A 19,717-nucleotide genomic window follows, 5' to 3' on the forward strand; every position below is an offset into this window, starting at 1 on the left:
CTTTGTGCTGCCTGACATTCACGAAGCGCCCGCATTCAGGCGGCCCAATCAGCCTGATTGAGGGAACCCCGTGTGGCGTTACCGGATCGACCGCTCCTCTCGCTCCCCGGTGACGAATGATAGACGCGTAATCCCTTAACGTCCATCTTGTTGGCAAAGCTTATTTAACTCTAACGTAAACGTCAATATTGCTGCCGCACATTGCGCCAATCCATGAGGAGAAACGCATTTCGCCAGGCTTTTTTGACTTTAATCCTGATTTGAGCGATCAACATAATTCGCAAAGCAGGGCAGGATTGGAAATGGCAGGCAGAGTAGCGCTGGAACTGAAATCGGTCGGGAAGAGATTCGGCGATACGGATGTGCTGTCCGATATCGATCTTTCCGTCGAACGCGGCGAAATCATTTGCCTGGTGGGGCGCTCCGGCTGTGGAAAATCGACCTTGCTGCGCATCGTGGCGGGTGTGGAGACATCAGACCATGGCAGCGTTTCCCTGAACGGCGCTGTCGTTGCCGGTCCCGCTGTTTTCGTGGAGCCAGAAAAGCGCAATATCGGTTTCGTCTTTCAGGACTATGCGTTGTTCCCGCATCTGACCGTGGAACAGAATGTCATGTTCGGTCTACGGTCGCTGCCGAAGGCGGAGGCGCGTCGTCGTGCTGCGGAAATGATCGAACATGTTCACCTGCAGGAACTGGCGAAACGTTATCCGCATACGCTGTCGGGCGGGGAGCAGCAGCGTGTGGCTCTTGCCCGCGCGCTTGCCCCGCAGCCGGGCCTACTTCTGATGGACGAACCCTTTTCCAATCTGGACAGGGGACTGCGAGACAGTGTGCGTGAGGAAACGCTCGGGCTCCTGCGGCAGCTGGGCACCACGGCGATCATGGTCACCCATGATCCGGAAGAAGCGCTTTCCGCAGGCGACCGTGTGGTTCTGATGCAGCAAGGTCGCATCGTGCAGAGCGGCACGGGTTACGAAATCCACGATCATCCCAAAACCCGTTATGCCGCCGATTTTTTCTGCGCCTTCAACAAGATCGAGGGCCGGATGAGACAGGGCCGCGTCGAAACGCCGCTCGGGCTTCTGGGCGATGCGTCCGATCTGCCTGACGGTCTCGCCGCCGTTGCCTATGTTCGCCCAAATGCGATTTCGATCATCGAGGACGGTGCGGCGAAAGAAGGAATTGCCGGCGAAATATCGAGCCGTGTCTTCCTCGGGGAGATCGAGCAGCTTGGCATAGCCGTGCCCGGACTTTCGGCAGATCTGCGTGTGAGGACGATGCAGCGCACACCCACCCGGACCAAGACGGTGCGCTTCGGTATCGATCCCAAGGGAGTGTTGATATTTACTGGAGGTTGAGTGAGCGGATTTGCATGCTTATTCTCGCTCCATTTTCAACTCTTGGTGATCGACTCCGCCTTGAAACCAGAGAAATAAAACTTGATTTGGTGCGTCATGTATGATGTCTGCTCCTCCATATTGCCGCTATCGCAGAGGGAGACAAAACATGACGAAATTTACGAGATTTGCCCTGCTTGCCAGCACGGTTGCCTTTGCGGCCGGAACGGCCAGCGCTGCTGAACTCAACATTTATACCACCCGCGAACCGGGCCTGATCCAGCCGCTGCTCGACTCTTTCACTGCCTCGAGCGGCGTCAAGGTCAATACCGTGTTCCTGAAGGATGGTCTTGCCGAGCGCGTTCTGAGCGAGGGCGCAAGCTCGCCTGCCGACGTTCTGATGACGGTGGATGCCGGTAATCTCGTTGATCTCGCCGAAAAGGGTGTCACCCAGGCGGTCGAATCCGAGACCCTGACCAAGGCTGTTCCCGCTGAGCTTCGCGATGCCAAGGGTCACTGGTTCGCGCTGTCCATGCGCGCCCGTGTTCTCTACGCAGCGAAGGATCTCGATCTCGCCGCCTTCAACTATGAAGATCTGGCGGATGCGAAGTGGAAGGGCAAGGTCTGCATTCGCGCCGGCCAGCATCCCTATAACACGGCGCTGTTTGCCGATTACATTGCCCATTACGGCGCTGCGGACACCGAGAAGTGGCTCGCCGGCGTCAAGGAAAACCTGGCCCGCAAGGCCGGCGGCGGCGACCGTGACGTTGCCAAGGACATTCTCGGCGGCATTTGCGATATCGGCATTGCCAACTCCTATTATGTCGGCCTGATGCGCTCGGGCAAGGGCGGCGAGGAGCAGGTGAAGTGGGGCGATGCCATCAAGGTGGTTCTGCCGACCTTCAAAAATGGCGGCACGCAGGTCAATATCAGCGGCGCAGCCGTGGCCAAGAACGCTCCGAACAAGGCGGAAGCCGTCAAGCTTCTGGAATATCTCGTCTCCGACGAAGCCCAGAAGATTTATGCTGAAGCCAACTACGAATATCCGGTCAAGCAGGGCGCGGCTCTCAACGAGATCATCGCTTCGTTCGGCACGCTGAAGATCGACAACAAGCCGCTCACGGAAATCGTCTCGCATCGCAAGCAGGCGAGCGAGCTGGTCGACAAGGTCGGTTTCGACAAGTAAGGCCAGTCGACGATAACAATGTGGAAGGCGTTCGCACCCGCGGACGCCTTTCCGCGTATTTTCCAGAAGCACATGAATCCAGACGCCATCCAGCCATTGCCCCCCCCGGCGAGAGCCAGGTTTTCCTCCACCTTCTGGTGGCTGGGCCTTTCTTTGCTCGCGGTTTGTGGCGCCATGGTGCCGGTTCTGGCGCTTGTTTCGCAGGCGGTGCAGGGCTCAGACGGTCTGTGGGCGCATCTCGGCTCGACCGTGCTCTGGACGGCGCTTCCGGATACGGCGATCCTTCTCGCCGGGGTCGGGCTGCTGGCCGGTGTCGTCGGAACCTATGCCGCCTGGCTGGTCACCGCTTATGATTTTCCCGGCCGCAAAATATTGGAATGGGCGCTGCTGCTGCCGCTGGCCATGCCCACCTATATCGTCGCTTACGCCTATCTGGATATTCTGCATCCGATAGGACCGGTGCAGGGTGCGATCCGCTGGCTGCTCGGTTATTCCAGCCCGCGTGAGTTCCGTCTGCCGGACATAAGGTCCATGACGGGCTGCATCGTCCTTCTCGGTTTCGTGCTGTTTCCCTATGTCTATATTCCCGTGCGCGCCATGTTCCTGACGCAGGCGGGAAACCTGCTGGAAGCGGCGCGAACGCTCGGCGTTTCCAGACGCGCGGCCTTCTTCAAGGTGGCAGTGCCGCTGGCGCGACCAGCGATTGCGGTCGGCATCAGTCTTGCGCTGATGGAAGCGCTGAATGATATAGGCGCTTCGGAGTTCCTTGGCGTCCGCACTCTCACCGTTTCCGTCTACACCACCTGGGTCACGAAATCGGACCTGCCGGGTGCGGCGCAGATCGCGCTATCCATGTTGTTCATCGTTGTTGCCCTCGTGGCGCTGGAGCGCTGGGCGCGGCGCAGGCAGCGTTATGCGGTTTCGGCGCAGAAAAACAGGGAACTGGAGCCGCTGCGGTTGACCGGCCTGAAGGGCTGGGCGGCCTTTGCGCTTGGCAGCCTGCCGGTCCTGATCGGCTTCGTGGCGCCGGCGAGCTATCTCGTCATCGAGGCATGGAAGCGGTTCCGCTTCAGCGGCCTGTCGGCGCGCTTTGCCGACGAGGCCGCGAACACCATCCTCTTTGCCGGGCTGGCGACGGCGATCACCCTTATCCTCGGGCTCGCGGTTGCTTACGCAATGCGGCTTGCACCGGGACGTCTCGCGCGCTGGTCCTATCGCCTTTCGACGGTTGGATATGCGGCCCCGGGCACGGTCATCGCCATCGGCGTGCTGATCGCGCTTGGCGGTTTCGACCGTTTTGTAGATCAGACCATGCGTGACTGGTTCGGCATTTCTACCGGCCTTATCTTCATCGGCAGTGGTGCGGCCCTCATCTATGCCTATTGCGCCCGTTTCCTTACCATTGCCGCTGGTGGTGTCGATGCGGGGCTCAGCCGCATCCCGCAATCCTTCGATCACGCCTCGCGCACGCTTGGGCGTTCCGCGACCCAGACCTTCCGCCAGATTCATCTGCCGCTTTCCAAGGCTTCGCTGGCGGCGGCGGCACTGCTGATCTTCGTCGATTGCGTCAAGGAACTTCCCGCCACGCTTCTCCTTCGCCCGCTTAATTTCGAAACCTTCGCCACCCATCTTTATGGTGAAGCGGCACGCGGCACCTATGAGGAGGCGTCTATCGCAGCTCTGGCGATTGTCGTCATCGGCATGCTCCCTGTGGTGCTGCTAGCGAGGATCGGCCGACGCAAGGGCTGATTCCATGTCCGCCCTCACAAATGGCGGGTCTGAAACTGTGTGAGAAGCCAATAAGCTTCAAATCAGCCCCGAAAACGACAAGCATCCCGCCTTAATCCTGATGTAAACACTCATCTTCATTGAGGCGCTGCGGCCTGTCGGATATGACACCGGCTGCGATCTGTTTCGGGGCATATCTTTGAAAAATTTGCATGGGATGTTTTTGAGCCGTCTGCTGTTGGGAACGGCTGCCGTTGTTCTGATGGGGCCCGTGATGGGCCACGCGCAGGAAACGACCGTTCTGCAGCAGATTACCGTTGACGGGCAGGGCGCGGAAAACGCGACTGGCCCGGTCCGGGGTTATGTCGCGACGAAAAGCGCCAGCGGTTCGAAAACCGAGACGGAAACCAAGGATATTCCGCAATCCGTATCTGTCGTCGGCCGCCAGGAAATGGATGACCGCGGCGCGGTGACGAAAATCGACGAGGTGCTGCGTTATACCCCCGGTGTGACGGCGGAGCCTTTCGGCGCCGACCCCGACACGGACTGGTTTTACATTCGTGGCTTCCAGGCCACCCAGACGGGCGTGTTTCTGGATGGTCTGAACCTGTTCAGCTACGGTTTCGGCGGTTTCCAGATGGATGCCTACGGTCTGGAGCGCGTGGAAGTTCTAAAGGGCCCCGCCTCTGTGCTTTACGGTGGCGCCAATCCCGGTGGTATCGTGCAGATGGTCCGTAAGCGCCCGCAGGATGAGCCGGTGCGCGAAACGGAAATCGGCATCAATAATTTCGGCAATGCCTTCTTCGGTTTCGATCTCGGCGACAAGGTCGATGGTGAAGGCGTGTGGAAATACCGCGTCACCGGCAAGGTCTCGGGCGGCGACAATTACACTGACTATTCCGAGGATCTGCGCGGTTTCATCATGCCGCAGATCACCTTCGAGCCGGACGCACAGACAAGCGCCACGCTCTACGGCTATTTCTCGGCGCTTGATCAGGTTCATATCGGCAACGGTTTCCTGCCCTATGTCGGCACCGTGGTCGACGCACCCTTCGGCAAGCTTGACCGCAAGGCCTTTTATGGCGAGCCGGATATCGATAATGGCCGCGTCTACCAGTCCATGGTGGGTTACGAGGTCAGCCATGAATTCGACAACGGCTGGAAGATCAGCCAGAACGCCCGCTATGGCCACCTCTACAAGCATGAGAAAGGGCCCTATCCGGGCGGCTGGGCCAATGCCGATGCCAACGGTCAGCCGATCCTCGATCCCACCACCAACGACTATATGCTGACCCGCTTCGGTTATGACGGTTTGTCGAAGGTCGACAGCTTCGGCATCGACAACCGTGTCGAAGGCCAGTTCGATACCGGCGCGGTCAGCCATTCGCTGCTGTTCGGCCTTGATTATAAATATTACCGGCTGGATCAGGTGCAGGCCTGCTGCGGATCGAATGCGATCGGCGCGCTGAAGCCGGTCTATGGCTCGACACAGGGAACGAACTTCGTTTATGCCGACAATATCGTCACCCAGCAGCAGATCGGCATCTATGCCCAGGATCAGTTGCGGTTTGGCGATGGTTGGCTGGTCACGCTGAATGGCCGTTATGATTATGTCGATACGGAACTGAACAACAGGCTGCCGGCGGGTGTTTCCCGCCGCTCCAATGACGACGCGCTGAGCGGACGTGCCGGTCTGGCCTATGAATTCGATAATGGTCTGACCCCTTATATCTCGGCCGCCACCTTCTTCAATCCGCTGATCGATACGCTTGCCGACGGCACCCCGGCGTCCCCGGAGGAAGGGCATCAGTTCGAAGCCGGCATCAAATACGAGCCGAGCTTCTTCGACGGCAGCATCACGGCCTCCGTCTTCAAGCTGGTCAAGGACAATGCCATCGTTTCCTATACCGCCGGCGGCGTGACCACGAGCGGCCAGTTCGGGCAGGTGGAATCCACCGGCTTCGAGCTGGAGGCCAAAGCCAATCTCAGCGAGAACTGGAAGGCGCTCGCCTCCTATTCCTATACGGATCTCGAGATTACCCGCGATGCCAACCCGAACCTTATCGGCAAATCGCCCTGGATCGTGCCCACCCAAACCGCCTCGCTGTGGCTGGACTATACCTTCACCAATGATGCACTCGATGGGCTGAGCCTAGGCGGCGGCGTACGGTATCAGGGTAAATCCTGGGCGGATGAGGCAAATACGCTGCGCGTTCCGGATGCCGCCGTCTTCGACGCCGCCATCCGCTACGAGAAGAACGACTGGACCGCATCGATCAACGTCGCCAATGTCTTCGACAAGGAATATGTGAAAAGCTGCGCCGGCGTCTCCGTTTGCGGCTGGGGCGATAGCCGCACCGTCACCTTCAAGCTTTCCAAGAAGTGGTAATGCTTGGCCGAAGGCCGGCAGTTGCGGGGTAACCAGTTTGCCACTATAAACATGAATAGATTTATCATGTTTATAGTGGCGCCATGGCGCCCTGCGGGATCGAGAGGCCATGGCTTTCCGCGTGCGGATGGAAAATGAGATCGAGGGCTTTGCCGTCATCGGCGGGCCGCGTTCACGGGTGTGGAACGGCATCGTCGCCGATCTCTGGGATGTGCGCTGCGCTCCCAAGGCGGGTGGCCGTTATGTCGGCAAGGATCCACGGTTCGTTTTCCTGCTGGACATGGATGGGGCGGATGACGGCCGTTTCATGATGAACCGCTGCCGCCGCGACACTTACGGCTCGTCCAGGGCGAACCGGATTTCCTTCGTGCCCGCCGATATCGATGTACATGCCGAACTCAGCAATGTCTCCTTCGTGCGCCATCTCGATCTGCACTTCGATGCGGGATTGCTGGGTGCGAGGCTGGTGCAGGGCTTCGATCCCCACGCGCTTCTCGATCCGCATCTGATGTTCGAGGACGAACGGCTGCTGGCGCTCGCGCGGCTGATTGCTGCGGAATGCGATAATCCCGATCCGCTGCATGACCTCTACGGCGAAAGCCTCGTGCTGGCGCTCTTGACGGATTTCCTCAAGGTGAAAAGGGAGCCGGTCAGGAAACGCAGCAAGCTTGCCGCCTGGCAATTGCGGGCGGCGACCGATTATATCCGTGAACATTGCCTGCGGTCGATCCGGCTGGAGGAACTGGCGGAACTCACCAACCTGTCGCAATCCCATTTCAGCCACGCCTTCAAGGCGTCAACCGGTGTGCCGCCGCACCAATGGCAGATGCAGGCACGCATCGATCGCGTCAAGGAACTGATGATGCGGCCGGACATGGCGCTGACTGATATCGCGATTGCCGCCGGTTTTTCGGATCAGGCGCATTTTTCCCGCGTCTTCCGCAAGATGGTCGGCGTTTCCCCTTCCGTCTGGCAGAAAATCCGCCAATAGGCGCCGTTTCGTTCCCTCCTCCTTCAAAAAAATCCGGTCACGAAGCCGGAAACTCTTCGGAACGATTTGCCGGGTGCCGGGGTTTACCAGGCGTGACACCAACGAAGAAATCGATGGAGGAAACTATCATGTTGCATCAGGAACCCCGCGTCGGACAGGACCCCTATGTCAAGGATACGCCGAGCCTGATCGCCAGCGACAAGGTGGAAGGCACCCGTGTCTATGGAGCCGACAGCAAGCATATCGGCTCGATACAGCGCATCATTCTCGAAAAGCGCGGCGGGCGCGTCGCCTATGCGGTGTTGAGCTTCGGCGGCTTCCTCGGCATCGGCGACGATTATTATCCGCTGCCGTGGGAAAAGCTGCATTACGACGAAGAACTCGACGGCTATCGTATCGACCTCACCAAGGAAAAGATCGAAAATGCGCCTCACTTCGCCAATCTCGATGATAACGACCTGCTAAACGCCAGGGACCTTAAGGTCTATGACTATTATGGCGTCGCACCATATTGGATGTAAGGTCCAAGGAGAATGCGCTTCCGACTGCTTAATCATCGAAAGCGTCGCAAACAAAAGAACGGCTCCTTTTCAGGAGCCGTTTTCTTTTGGGTGCATCAATGCGGGTTTTTCTGCATCTCGGAAACCGCATCGGTGAAGCATTTGCGCGCTTCTTCGGGCGATTTTCGCCCGTCAAGGGCGGCACGGCAGGCGCTTCTGGCTTTCACGAAGCTCAATCCGCCAATCCTGGGCCAGCCTTCCGTCAACAATGTCAGCGCTTCGAAGGGGCCGGCGATGACACTCTTGCCCTTCGTCTCAAGATTGACCTCGACAGGTTCTGTCCATCTCTCGTTCTTCATCGTGCACCTCCCAGAGCAACGCGATCCCGAAATACACCCGACAGCAAAGCAACCCATGAACGCAGCCGTGTGTCACTGTCACTTAGGATATGCGCAAGCAAGCGAATTGACAATGGGGATCAGCGGAAGCCGAAAAACGAAAGGATCGCCAGAACGATGACGACGAGGCCGACGATGTAGATGATCTGGTTCATGATTTTCTCCTTGGCTGGTGTCATCACCATAACGTGAAGGAGAAGACGAAGTTCCAACATCCAATAAGAATTTAATCACGTACTAAAATGTTGCGGACGTCCGATCGCCGATGAGCGCGGGTGTCATCTCCGCAGGATCACCCAGATCGCGTGGATGATGCCGGGAACATAACCGCAAAGCGTCAGAAGAATATTCAGCCAGAAATGCAGGCCGAGCCCGACCTGAAGAAATACGCCGACGGGCGGGAGGAGGATGGCGATGAGAATACGAATGACGTCCACGAGGATTGGCTTTCCAGTTTGTGATCACTGGCCAGTCAACGTGTATAACCGCAATTTGGTTTCAAATCTCGCTCTGACCGGCAAGGTCGTTGCAATGCGAAGATCAATCGCATGGACGCGTTGATCGAGTAATGATCACAACTGGGGAGGAAGAAATGGTGCCGCTTACGTGAGGCATTTCCTGAAACCTAAGATTTTGAATACTAATGGTTTTTACAGGCGGTCAGTGAGGCGTATGTCTCACTTTCATGTGCAAGAGTATATAGGGAATGAATGCAGGCGGCAATGTTCTAGAAAACGGCACACCTGCTGAACCGGTAAGATGGTAGATGATAAAATGGTGTTGGCCGGGTTTTGTACACGTTGCTAAGGTCGGAAGACCTTCAGGAAAAGTCTAATATTTCCTTTTGAGTAATGTCGAAGACGCTGAATATATAACCCTGCTGCCAGCAGCGTAGGTAATCCTTCATGTCTTTGGTGATTATGACGAGACCCGGCCTGAGCTGACAGTATCGAGTCAACATGTCTGCCATCTGCATAACGTAGGCATCTACGTAGTCGAGCTTATGTTTGAGCATCCAAGCGACATCGGCATTTAAATACGCCTGTATATCGCTCTCTTTCGGACCGTGGGCCGCAGGTAATAACACTACGCCATTGCCCGGTGTAAGTAGCCAGCGCAGAAGATTTAACGCAAGATCGTGTCGTTTCTTTTTTCCAATGATGAAACTGCAAGCCTCCGCCACCACCGGCGGGGGGACGCCAAATATAAACTGATCTTGATCGTCTATAAATTGCTCGACCTCAGCATGTAGAGCGTCATCTGGTAAGGCAAGTGCTATCAAAATATTCGTATCGAGGATTGCGAGGTTCCTCGGCAGGTTCAGCTCAATACCTTCAATTGGATACAGCGGCATACTATAAAACCAGATCGGCTCCGAGTGATGATGCAATTTGTATAATATAGCTGTCTATTTGTTGCTCAATTAATTTTGCATCTGTGCTTCCTTCCGTGCATCTCATCCGTTTGATCGCGAAGTCGCGAAGTTGTCCGGCAACTATCTCATCTTCCGCTATTGGGATAAGAACCGGTATCGAAGAGAGAACTCCAGGTTCAAATTTCTGAAAATCCCCGCGAAACGAGGGAGTTTGCTGCTTAATAAGCGAGTTTACTACCTGACTGTTGAGGTAAGCACAAAGCGGCAGGCATAGTTCCGCGTCGGCGGGAACAACAGCCGTCCCGCTTACTATAAAAGCTGTGCCACGCTCGTCGAGCGCGAATGCTGTAGACGGTGCAAGGTCTCGTATTAACAGCTTAGGGCAACGAATCCATCTTTCGTCTCGTGGCCGTATCAACTCATAGTAATTGGAGCCCGTGCCCTTTAAGCTGGAACGGGCGGATAGTAGGTCTCTATAGGCAAAGAAGTATTCATAGGCTCTGGGGTACCGTTCTCTAAGCTCAGTTTCTGTCAGGGCGACATTGTTCCGATATGGGTAGAGAAGCCGTCGAGAAGGCGAGGTTAGCGAATATCGTTGTAACTCGGGGCCAAAAACAACCGGTTCAAGAAGATCGCGCTCAACAAACCAGCTTTCACCAAGTCCATTTCTTACTCTTGCGAGCGCGGCTCCGTCGTCGTCCTCTACGTCAAGAATAAACAGGTCGTTGGCACCTGTTCGTATTCCTTGGGCGACAGTGGCGATGGAATCCAAGCGAACCGAAATTTCATCCATCGCAATCCGGTTGCGTTGTTCAGCGACGGACAGGAGAGACCAAGGCGATTTTCCCGGTTGGCGGGCCTTGTATGACTTAAGAGTTCCGCCTTCTAATACGACGTCACGATCTTCTGCTGAGAAAAGTTCAGCGGTCATATAGTCTGGCTCAAGCGATTGTACCCTGATGACACGCACTGGGCGGTTTATGATGCCATGGCCATCAGTTTTCTCCGCAATTATGCATCCCACGTATGCATCAGCATCGAAGACTTTTGTAGAGCCGAAATCAACTATTACATCCACAGCCGATTTGATCGACAGCAGCGCCCTAAGTGGTTCAGCGCTTTTATTTAGGAATAGCCTGTTGGGAATGACGAGCCCTAATCTGCCCCCCTCACGCAATACCTTTAATGCCTGCTCAACGAACAGAGATGAAAAATCGTAACGGCCTCTGGCGGTTTCAAATTCGGCCTCTAGTTTTTCTCTGTTGGCTACAAGTGATGTTGCCAAAAACGGGGGATTGCCCAGCACAATATCGTACTGTTTGTCGAGATTGTTCCAAGTTGCCGAGTTGAGGCCGTCGCCTACACGGATAATGTCCGACAGGTTAGGTAGTGGCAACGCATCAGGCTCTTCGATTACCCTTTGCCATACATGCAATCGAGCAGCGGTAACTGCCTTTGGGTCGATGTCAATGCCTGCTATGTGTCCGCCCTCAATAAGTTTGCGAGCCCATGCCTTTGACGGATCGTGTCTCTTAAGATGCCCGAGAAGATGATCTACGGCGGCTACTAAGAAGGAGCCGGAGCCACATGCAAAGTCAATCACATAGGGCAGTGCATCTGGTGAAGCGTTCTCGTAAAATCGCTTAATGCAGCTACCAGCAAGATAACCCGTGAGGAATCTCGGAGTGTAATATGCGCCCGCAGACTTTCTAACACTCAAACGTTCCACACCCCTCTGAGGCTGGGCAAACAATTCTGTTTGTGCAGGTAAGGGAGCAGGCTGAAGAACGGTAGATAGATATTTTTCGTAAGCTAAGCCGAGAACATCGGCGCTAATCCAAGAGAAGTCGTAACGTACGTCGCGTCCCGGTATTCTCTTCGGAAAGTAGAGGTCTCTAATAATCCCCGTTAGAATGAAAGGCTCAATTTCGCGCGCAATATCGTCAGTAAAGAGGTCGCTACCGATGCGTGCCTTTGCGCGTTTGTAGATTGTTCCCCAACGATCAAAATCGAACTGATCCGCTCCTTTGCAAGCCTCCAGTGGCGAAGGAATCGTATCGTCTAATCCCCTGTCTTCAACCGTTCGTAATACAAATAATTGCGCGTAAAGTGTCTGCAATTGTGCATCGACTTTCGTTACCGCCCCCTTAGAATACCGAACGGCCCTCTCTCTCCAGTTGTCCAGCCTCTCTACAAGCGCGTCGTCTACCGCTTGTAGAAAAGTTGTTGGTTCTTCAAGTGCGAGAAGATTGCGTTGCGGCGCACTACTTCTGACCCCGGAAGGCGCAAAAGCGCTCAACAGAGACGCGGAGTTGGTAACTTCTTTCCATTGTATGGGTGGTAGCCGGTACCAGTCATTGTCGCGTAGCCAACGCGTACTCAGTACATGGATGCCCTCTTCGTCTGCGACAATTCCCCATGGACAAGATGAATGGTACCCATACAAGGCAACCGTATCCAGCTCTTGACGCGTCGCATGATCGTCAAGCCGGGTGAACATAACGGCACCCTCTCCTTGAAGATTAGCCGTTTCCACGATTATTTCACGGTGGCCAACTGAAATCTTGCGCTTCTCAAGGCCTTCAGCTGCCCAGCCTAACGCAATCGCCAGATCGGTGCCGGTCGAGATCGCATCTGGTTTTTCAAGCTGCTGCACGGGCGAATCCACTATAATTTTCATTGGCATATCTTTAACATGTGCTGCGACAATTTAAAGATGCTGCCCACTGAGCTAGCGTTAAAAGGCGGCGTTCTGAAACCTTCGAGCCTACAGAATTTTCGTGTAGGTATTTATAGTGTTCCACTCCGAGTAGGCTGGGCGCCTACGCTCATTATTGCTCAAAATCCCTTGGAACCCGGGCTCCGTGGTGCTAGACAAGCATCTTGTCCCATTGTGTGCCTCTGAGCTGCACGGGCGGGCAATCCCCTCAAAAAGCTTGGTTTTCCGTCCCGTCTTTAGGTGCGCAGAGCCGTCAGGCTGTTGGCGGTGTTCGTAGATCAGCGGACACACCAAGCAGATCGGCGACTTTGTCTGCTTTCCTCTTCGAAAAGCACCATGTAGAGAATCCTCGCTTGGATTTTATCCAAGTGCCGCCGATCTCTTTGAGCACGTCCTTATGTGTCAACGTATTGCCGACGATAATAAAAGATTTGTCTGTGTAGTCCTCAAGATAAACCTCAGTATTATCTTCTATGTCTGGAGACTGTTCTGCTTCCATAGCTCTCTTCACGGCCTTGTTGTCTACAAAGGACGTTACGTTTATATCTCTCATAGTGATGGTTATCTGGCGGGTGAGTTTCTGGCTCAACTCTCCGACAGATTCATATTGTTCCAGCAGTCCTTTTGACAGAAGTGTCTTTTTGAATTCCTTGAGTTCTTCCCATTGCTTAATGTCCAATTCGTCAGGATCGACGCGAGCTTTTGAAAAATAAAGCATGGCGGGTTTTTTGTTCTTAAGAAACCAATTGATTTCTTCTACGGTTCCACTCTTTGCTTTGCCTGTGGGCGAGCCAAGCCTTTTCCAGAACACACCTATGATCATGTCACACGAACGTACGAGTTGATCATTGATTACTTCCTGCGCCCTGTCATTCATCGAAGGGGCGCTATGGGATTCCCACATTACCGGCAATAGGACTTTGCCGGTATCCTTGGAGTGCAATGCATTCCAAGCGTGTAGGCACTCGGCAATAGCTTGCCGCTCCTGAGGCACGTCGGACGGGGAAGCAATCAAAACATGGAATACGGTTGCGGGAAAAGACATGCGATCTCACTCGGTTAGCGGTTGCCTGCTAGGTAATTCGATCAGAGGCAAAGTTGCAACAGGATTCAACCTATGGCATGTGAGAATAAGGCTCCGAACATTAGCATGCGCATGCACCGTGTAGAAAAGCTTCGATTGTACCGAGGGGGTAATATGTATTCTGCCGAAATTAGCCGTACTAGCCCGTCCGCATTCCTGTTTGTCATTGACCAGTCAGGCTCGATGGACGAGCGAATGGAAACGGAGCAGACAAAAGCGCAGTTCGTGGCAGACGTCTTGAACAAGACGCTGTATCAGTTGGTCATACGATGCACCCGCTCTGAAGGTGTCCGCAACTATTTCGATGTCGGCGTTATCGGATATGGTGGTGATACGGTGAAGTCGGGCTTTGCCGGTGCTTTGTCCGGCAACATTCTACACCCCCTTTCTGATATTGAGGCGAACCCTCTGCGAATTGAAGAACGTACAAAGCGCGTGCCGGATGGGGCAGGCGGACTTGTCGATCAGAAGACCAAGTTTCCCGTATGGTTCGAGGCTACCAGCGCAGGTGGCACGCCAATGAGTGCAGCGATGCGTAAAGCCGCAGAAGCACTTGTAGAATGGTGTGACGCACATCCCGATAGCTACCCACCGACAATTATCCACGTTACGGACGGGCAATCTACAGACGGCGATCCAACTGGCATCGCCGATGCGTTGCGGCAGCTTTCTACTAACGACGGTCAGTGCTTGTTATTCAACCTTCATATTTCAACTGGAGGCGGACAACCGGTCGTATTCCCTGCATCGGATGCAGGGCTGGACGACTACGGGCGGCTTCTGCTGAATATGTCTAGCCCGTTTCCGGGACACCTAATCAGCCCGGCGAAAGATAAGGGGTACGAGAGCGTTAGCAGCGAATCGCGCTTTTTTGGCTACAAGGCTGGCTATGAGGCAATTGTGGACTTCTTCGACATTGGCACACGCGCAAGCAACCTGCGCTAAGCTGATGTTACCACTCCAGCGTTGGACGGTTGCGAAACAGCAATCGGAACCAGACCTAAACGAGGACGCTTCGGCAGTCTCAAGGCAACGACGGACCTACGTCTTAAGTGACGGAGCATCCGAGTCCTTTTCGTCAAAGCGATGGGCAAAGGTGCTGGTTGCGAAATATCTGCGCAAACCTGCGATTGATATGGAATGGTTGCGCCAAGCAATTGCATCCTACGAGAAGGCATTCGACAGAGAGCAAATGTCTTGGAGTGCGCAGGCATCGTACGACCGTGGGAGCTTCGCCACGCTACTGGCTCTAGTTTTCGATGACGACCATCAAGGACTGAATATCGTCGGCGTGGGCGACACGCTTGTTGTATTGGACGATGGCGAGGAGCTTTGCGCGAGCTTTCCCTACACGAAAGCCGAACAGTTTAAGGCAAATCCACTTTTGCTTTCCACTATACCCGACAGAAATTCGAGCCTACTAGAGGATTTGCCTACAGCATACTGGCGTCTCGACGGAAATCCGAAGGCTAGAATCTACTGCATGACCGATGCGTTAGGCGCGTGGTTACTCGCCAACGCAGAAGAGCGATTGCCGATACTACGGGCTCTTGGGTCGCGAGACGAGTTCGTAGAGATGGTCGAAAGCGCACGAGCGGCAGGTGATATGCGTCGCGACGACAGCACGTTACTAGTCCTTGGGTGGGGGTGAGACTTGTCTGCATATCCAACAATGGACCAGTACAATGATGCGGTCCAACACCCCAATACGGCCTTCTCAGACACTTCGTTGAAGTCAGCGAAAATTTCGGTCAACGGCATGGGGCTACCTGTTGCATTGGGCGGTGGCTTTGCGCTTACCTACACTGCCACTGCCAGCGGGAAAAAGTATGCGATCCGTTGTTTCCATAAAGAAGCTAAAGGGCTGGAGGCGCGATACGGCGATGTCGCCAAGGCCCTCAATGGACTGAGTACATCCTACTTCATTGGGTTTGAGTACCAGCCAACCGGCGTAATGGTGAACGGGGCAAAATACCCGATCGTCAAAATGGATTGGGTCGAAGGTGACACGCTAGGCTCTTATCTTGAGGACAACTACAAGGACAAGGGCAAGCTGACTTGGTTGGCGAGCGAGTTTGATAAACTCGAACAGTTTCTTCGCTCAAAGAACATCGCCCACGGTGATCTACAGAACGGTAACGTTCTCGTTGGCACCGGCGTCAAGCTCATCGACTATGACGGCCTCTACGTCCCAGCGATGCCGAAAGGGCAAGGCACAGAGCTAGGGCATAAGCATTTTCAGCATCCCAAGCGTACCAGCGCCGATTTCGGCCCGGATATGGACCGCTTCTCGTTCATTGTGATCGACCTGAGCTTGCGGGCTTTGATGCACGATCCAAAGCTGTTTGCGAAACATTCAAATGGCGAGAATATTATCCTCACTGCGAATGACTTTCTTGACCCAGTCAAGTCTAACGCCTTCGCAGACCTGAAAGCTATACCCAGCTTAGCGACCCAGGCCGAAAACCTAGCGAAAATCTGCCTCTCTGACATCTCCAAAGTTCCATCACTTGATGACTTCAGGAGCGGCAGGAACATACCGAACGTCATATTGGCGACACAACCAGTGTCGCAGACCAGAGCCGCAGCCGCCGCATCCTACGTCGGAGCATTCGATGTAGTGGATGGCGCATCGTATGCTGCCATGCTGGCACAGGTCGGCAACAAAGTTGAGCTTGTCGGTCGAATTACAAAAATCCATGCTGCGAAAACAAAGTACGGTAGGCCGTACTGCTTTGTCTTTTTTAATGAATCCAAGCAGGGTGTGCGTGTCAATATCTGGAGCGACGGCCTTAAGAAGCTGACAGCGGCCCCAACGGAATCTTGGGTTGGCACATGGTTGAGTGTGCAGGGCCTAGTAGACCCTCCCTATACTAGCGGACGATACGGTACTTCCCTATCGATCACCATTACGTCCAATAGCCAGCTCCGTAAAATCACTGCTACCGAGGCAACCCATCGTCTAGCCAGCCCAAAGGGGAGCACTGCTGTTCCGTACCGGCAAGTCGGAAATCAGGCGATCTTGGATTCAATTACGACGGGCAAAGCACCCGCAAGCCCACGAGCGACATCCGCTGCTGCAAGTGCCCCGGTATCAAGTGGCTCTCGCAATCAAGCAATTCTCGCATCGATAACACCCAAATCCGTCCCAGCGCCAACTACCGCCAACAGACCTGCTCAGAGAACAAACACTTCCGCAGGGACTCCTGTACGGCAGACGCCAAACTCGTCCGCTCCACCGTCCCAGAACCAAGGTAAGCAAGCAGGGTTTCCTTGGTGGTTGTTTGTAATAGGCTTCATAATATTGGTGGCAATAATCGGCGGCAGATAGCCATCGATGCTGGATCGTAAAAACCAGAAATTTTTACGAGAGGGTATTTACACTGGCTCGTACAGCCGTTTCCCCCCATGGGCACCGATGAGTGGGTGGCGTTCAAATCGCTCCCGGGCAATGCGTACGGCTTACCTTCGCAAGCAGTGGACATCACCGAAAGGGCATAAGAGGCGGTATGGGGGGGTGGTGTCCGCAGGCGTATACCGTAACGTACACCCAAAACCCCGCACAAAAATTGACCGCAAGGGTTGATTTAATTCAACGGACATGCATCATAACGGACACCACCCCAACGAACGAGGATTAGTCCGTGTCCAAGACAGTACTGTATGCGCGCGTATCGACTATCGACCAGACGCTTGACCACCAGCGAACGCAAGCGGAGCAAGCAGGCTTCGTCATTGACGAGGTGTTTGCAGACCATGCCGTATCAGGCATCAGCACCAGACTTAGAGACAGGGCGGAAGGCAAGCGTCTGTATGACAGGCTCCGTCGTGGCGATGTGCTAGTTGTCCGCTGGGTCGATAGGCTGGGGCGTAACTACGAGGATGTAACAGACGCCATCCACCACTTCATGCGTGAAGGTGTTGTCATCAAAACCGTCATCAACGGGATGACGTTCGATGGGGCGACGACGGACCCGATACAGCAAGCCGTCAGGGACGCGCTGATTGCGTTCATGGCCGCAACAGCACAGGCACAGGCCGAAGCGACGAAAGCCGCTCAGCGGGCCGGAATTGAGGCAAAGAAAGACGATGCCGATAAGTACCGGGGGAAGAAGCCCAGCTATGACCGAAAAACATACAGGCAGGTGGTGGAGATGCTGGCAATCGGCAACGGGGCTTCCGAGATTGCCAAGGTCACAGGATTGTCCCGACAGGCGGTACTAAGGATCAAGAAGACGCCAGCCGCATCCGAAGCCGCATTGGCTAGGTGGGGCCTGTAAGGTTATCGCGGACCGGAACGTCGGAACCGGATAGGCGGCTTGCAGTCTGTAAGATGAGCCGCAGGCGGATAATAGGCCTAAATTGATGACTGGTTGATTATTTTATTTTTTAAATCAATGGCTTAATCTATGTGGACCCTTTTAGGAATATAGAGCCGGTGTATCAGTTTAAGCAGATATCTGGATAGATATATGAACAGTTAATGTACCGAGAATGTAGCAGGAAGCAGAAAGGAATGATGGCTGATAAATAAGCAGACGAATGTACAGCTATATACGAGAAATAATAACAAATAAAATACTAGTATTGATACATATATGATACAATAGATAACGAGAAATATATCACACAATAATATTACATTAATAGAAAGTATGGACGCTAAATAATCGCCGTGGCTTACAGCGGTGATGTATCCATGTGCTGTACTTTCGATAAATCAGAATGGACGAACGTGAGTAATACAGTTTCGGATGACTGGGTCACGAAGCAGTGTGTATGCCGGATTTTAACACAGTTATATCTATCGATTTTCGGTACTCTGGTCAGCACGCAGGAGTGCCAGAAGAACGGAATGCTTTGACGTAGCAGGCGCAAATGAGAGCGCTTATTCACTCGCTGGATGGCAGTTAGAGCTACGGGCTTGAATTACCAGTATGTCAATCTGGAGAACTCACTTCCATTGCGCTAGCTCAGCGGGATCAACCGGAAAATTGTCCGTCGACACTCCCGAGACGCAGCCTGCCTTCCGCATTAGGCCTCATTCGGGCACAGAAGGTTGCAGGGGCGCAAAGCAGGCGGCAGATGGGCATTGGCTGCCAAAGCATCGCGAGGCTCGCCAACGGTCGACTATGAGAATTTCGGCACTGGCTAAAATTCATGCAAGCTATTGATACTACTGTAGTTTGTAAGCGCCTCGTATTTTTCTCCGCACTGGACGGAAACACCACTTCAGTTCACGAGCAGCGGGAATGAGCAATGCCATTCATTATTGACACCAATTCCTGAATACGAGAGATATCCCTTGGGCCGTACGTGCGGCTCAGGGGCGTAGTAACCCCTCATGACTAGGAACGTGCCACTGAATTGGCACCACTCTTCGACCTATGGTCGGGGAGCCTGCGGCGTATGCAACAGGTTCTCTGAACTAAAGGCCGTAGGGCCGTGTCATGCGGTTACTAACTCCCCGATCACCAGAGATCGAAGGGCATTCGCGGGGACGCACCGCGCCTAACGTCCTTCCATACGGGGGACCATTTCACATGCGATCAAACACATCACCTGTGAGGGCAACTTCGCGCAGGCAACTGCATCAGCGAACTTGCTCAGTTTCGTTTATGCGGACAACATTGCGAGCGTGCATTCTCGCCGCTGGCTTACTGGTCACACCTACCGGCCTCTATGCAGCCTGCGGGTTTGAGGGGATACCCGAACAGTACCGCCCATATGACCCGTTGGAAAGCGCGACGAACATAATGGGCCGACCTGTCATCGGTGGAGAAGCAGCAAGCACGCGGGCAGTACGGGAATGCCACGAACAACAAGCCCGCCAACTCTGGTATCAGACGCTAGGTTTCGCTACTGACGCCAATACTGAAACCCTGTACCAAGGCGTAGCTGATAGCTTCAAAGCGGGCGGCAGCATTGCCGTAAGCGGCAAGCTGAGACCGTTCAGCGCGTGTAATTCCACGGCATGAGTGCATCGAGGTCGCTGCTGGGCCAACCATTG

Annotated in this window: 15 protein-coding genes; 10 read left to right on the plus strand and 5 right to left on the minus strand. The window is 54.4% G+C overall.

From position 1 onward, the window contains the following. Positions 1 to 302 precede the first annotated feature (302 nt). From BS627_RS17575 to BS627_RS17600, 6 genes are all read left to right on the plus strand, one after another. Positions 303 to 1,358: an ABC transporter ATP-binding protein gene (locus BS627_RS17575; protein ID WP_077984460.1), complete on the plus strand. Its 1,056-nt coding sequence runs from the start codon at positions 303 to 305 to the stop codon at positions 1,356 to 1,358. A gap of 148 nt (positions 1,359 to 1,506) precedes the next feature. After that, positions 1,507 to 2,523 carry an extracellular solute-binding protein gene (locus BS627_RS17580; RefSeq protein WP_077984461.1) on the plus strand — a complete coding sequence of 339 codons (1,017 nt, stop codon included), beginning with the start codon at positions 1,507 to 1,509 and terminating at the stop codon, positions 2,521 to 2,523. A gap of 72 nt (positions 2,524 to 2,595) precedes the next feature. After that, a complete protein-coding gene (locus BS627_RS17585; RefSeq protein WP_077984480.1) occupies positions 2,596 to 4,272 on the plus strand; it encodes an ABC transporter permease in 1,677 nt (558 codons plus the stop codon). 178 nt (positions 4,273 to 4,450) lie between these two features. After that, positions 4,451 to 6,640, plus strand: coding sequence for a TonB-dependent siderophore receptor (locus BS627_RS17590; protein ID WP_077984462.1), 2,190 nt, complete (start codon positions 4,451 to 4,453; stop codon positions 6,638 to 6,640). Between the two features lie 109 nt (positions 6,641 to 6,749). Next, positions 6,750 to 7,631, plus strand: coding sequence for a helix-turn-helix transcriptional regulator (locus tag BS627_RS17595; protein ID WP_165691292.1), 882 nt, complete (start codon positions 6,750 to 6,752; stop codon positions 7,629 to 7,631). A 128-nt stretch (positions 7,632 to 7,759) separates the two neighbouring features. Continuing rightward, a complete protein-coding gene (locus BS627_RS17600; protein WP_165691293.1) occupies positions 7,760 to 8,152 on the plus strand; it encodes a PRC-barrel domain-containing protein in 393 nt (130 codons plus the stop codon). 95 nt (positions 8,153 to 8,247) lie between these two features. On the opposite strand, the gene BS627_RS17605 is transcribed toward BS627_RS17600, so the two are convergent. The 5 genes from BS627_RS17605 to BS627_RS17625 all read right to left on the minus strand — a co-directional run bounded on the left by BS627_RS17605 (position 8,248) and on the right by BS627_RS17625 (position 13,668). Continuing rightward, complete coding sequence (locus tag BS627_RS17605; protein ID WP_077984464.1) at positions 8,248 to 8,490, minus strand: DUF982 domain-containing protein; 243 nt, start codon at positions 8,488 to 8,490, stop codon at positions 8,248 to 8,250. A 317-nt stretch (positions 8,491 to 8,807) separates the two neighbouring features. Further along, positions 8,808 to 8,966 carry a YqaE/Pmp3 family membrane protein gene (locus BS627_RS17610; protein WP_077224834.1) on the minus strand — a complete coding sequence of 53 codons (159 nt, stop codon included), beginning with the start codon at positions 8,964 to 8,966 and terminating at the stop codon, positions 8,808 to 8,810. Between the two features lie 383 nt (positions 8,967 to 9,349). After that, positions 9,350 to 9,883 carry a PIN domain-containing protein gene (locus BS627_RS17615; RefSeq protein ID WP_077984465.1) on the minus strand — a complete coding sequence of 178 codons (534 nt, stop codon included), beginning with the start codon at positions 9,881 to 9,883 and terminating at the stop codon, positions 9,350 to 9,352. 1 nt (position 9,884) lies between these two features. Continuing rightward, positions 9,885 to 12,584, minus strand: a complete 2,700-nt coding sequence (locus tag BS627_RS17620) for an Eco57I restriction-modification methylase domain-containing protein (protein ID WP_165691294.1) — start codon at positions 12,582 to 12,584, stop codon at positions 9,885 to 9,887. Between the two features lie 292 nt (positions 12,585 to 12,876). After that, entirely contained in the window at positions 12,877 to 13,668 is a 792-nt protein-coding gene (locus tag BS627_RS17625) for a DUF4062 domain-containing protein (protein ID WP_077984467.1), read from the minus strand. Positions 13,669 to 13,821: 153 nt separating this feature from the next. Here BS627_RS17625 and BS627_RS17630 point away from each other — a divergent pair, with 153 nt between their 5' ends. The 4 genes from BS627_RS17630 to BS627_RS17645 all read left to right on the plus strand — a co-directional run bounded on the left by BS627_RS17630 (position 13,822) and on the right by BS627_RS17645 (position 17,987). After that, positions 13,822 to 14,652 (plus strand): vWA domain-containing protein, encoded by an 831-nt coding sequence (locus tag BS627_RS17630; RefSeq protein WP_077984482.1) that lies wholly within the window; start codon positions 13,822 to 13,824, stop codon positions 14,650 to 14,652. A gap of 151 nt (positions 14,653 to 14,803) precedes the next feature. Beyond that, positions 14,804 to 15,358, plus strand: a complete 555-nt coding sequence (locus BS627_RS17635; protein ID WP_131829428.1) for a hypothetical protein — start codon at positions 14,804 to 14,806, stop codon at positions 15,356 to 15,358. 21 nt (positions 15,359 to 15,379) lie between these two features. After that, the gene (locus BS627_RS17640; protein WP_077984469.1) at positions 15,380 to 17,038 is read left to right on the plus strand and encodes a protein kinase family protein; all 1,659 of its coding nucleotides are present in this window, start codon (positions 15,380 to 15,382) and stop codon (positions 17,036 to 17,038) included. Between the two features lie 313 nt (positions 17,039 to 17,351). Then, positions 17,352 to 17,987 (plus strand): recombinase family protein, encoded by a 636-nt coding sequence (locus BS627_RS17645; protein WP_077984470.1) that lies wholly within the window; start codon positions 17,352 to 17,354, stop codon positions 17,985 to 17,987. Positions 17,988 to 19,717 lie beyond the last annotated feature (1,730 nt).

Source organism: Agrobacterium salinitolerans (assembly GCF_002008225.1).
GTDB lineage: Bacteria > Pseudomonadota > Alphaproteobacteria > Rhizobiales > Rhizobiaceae > Agrobacterium > Agrobacterium salinitolerans.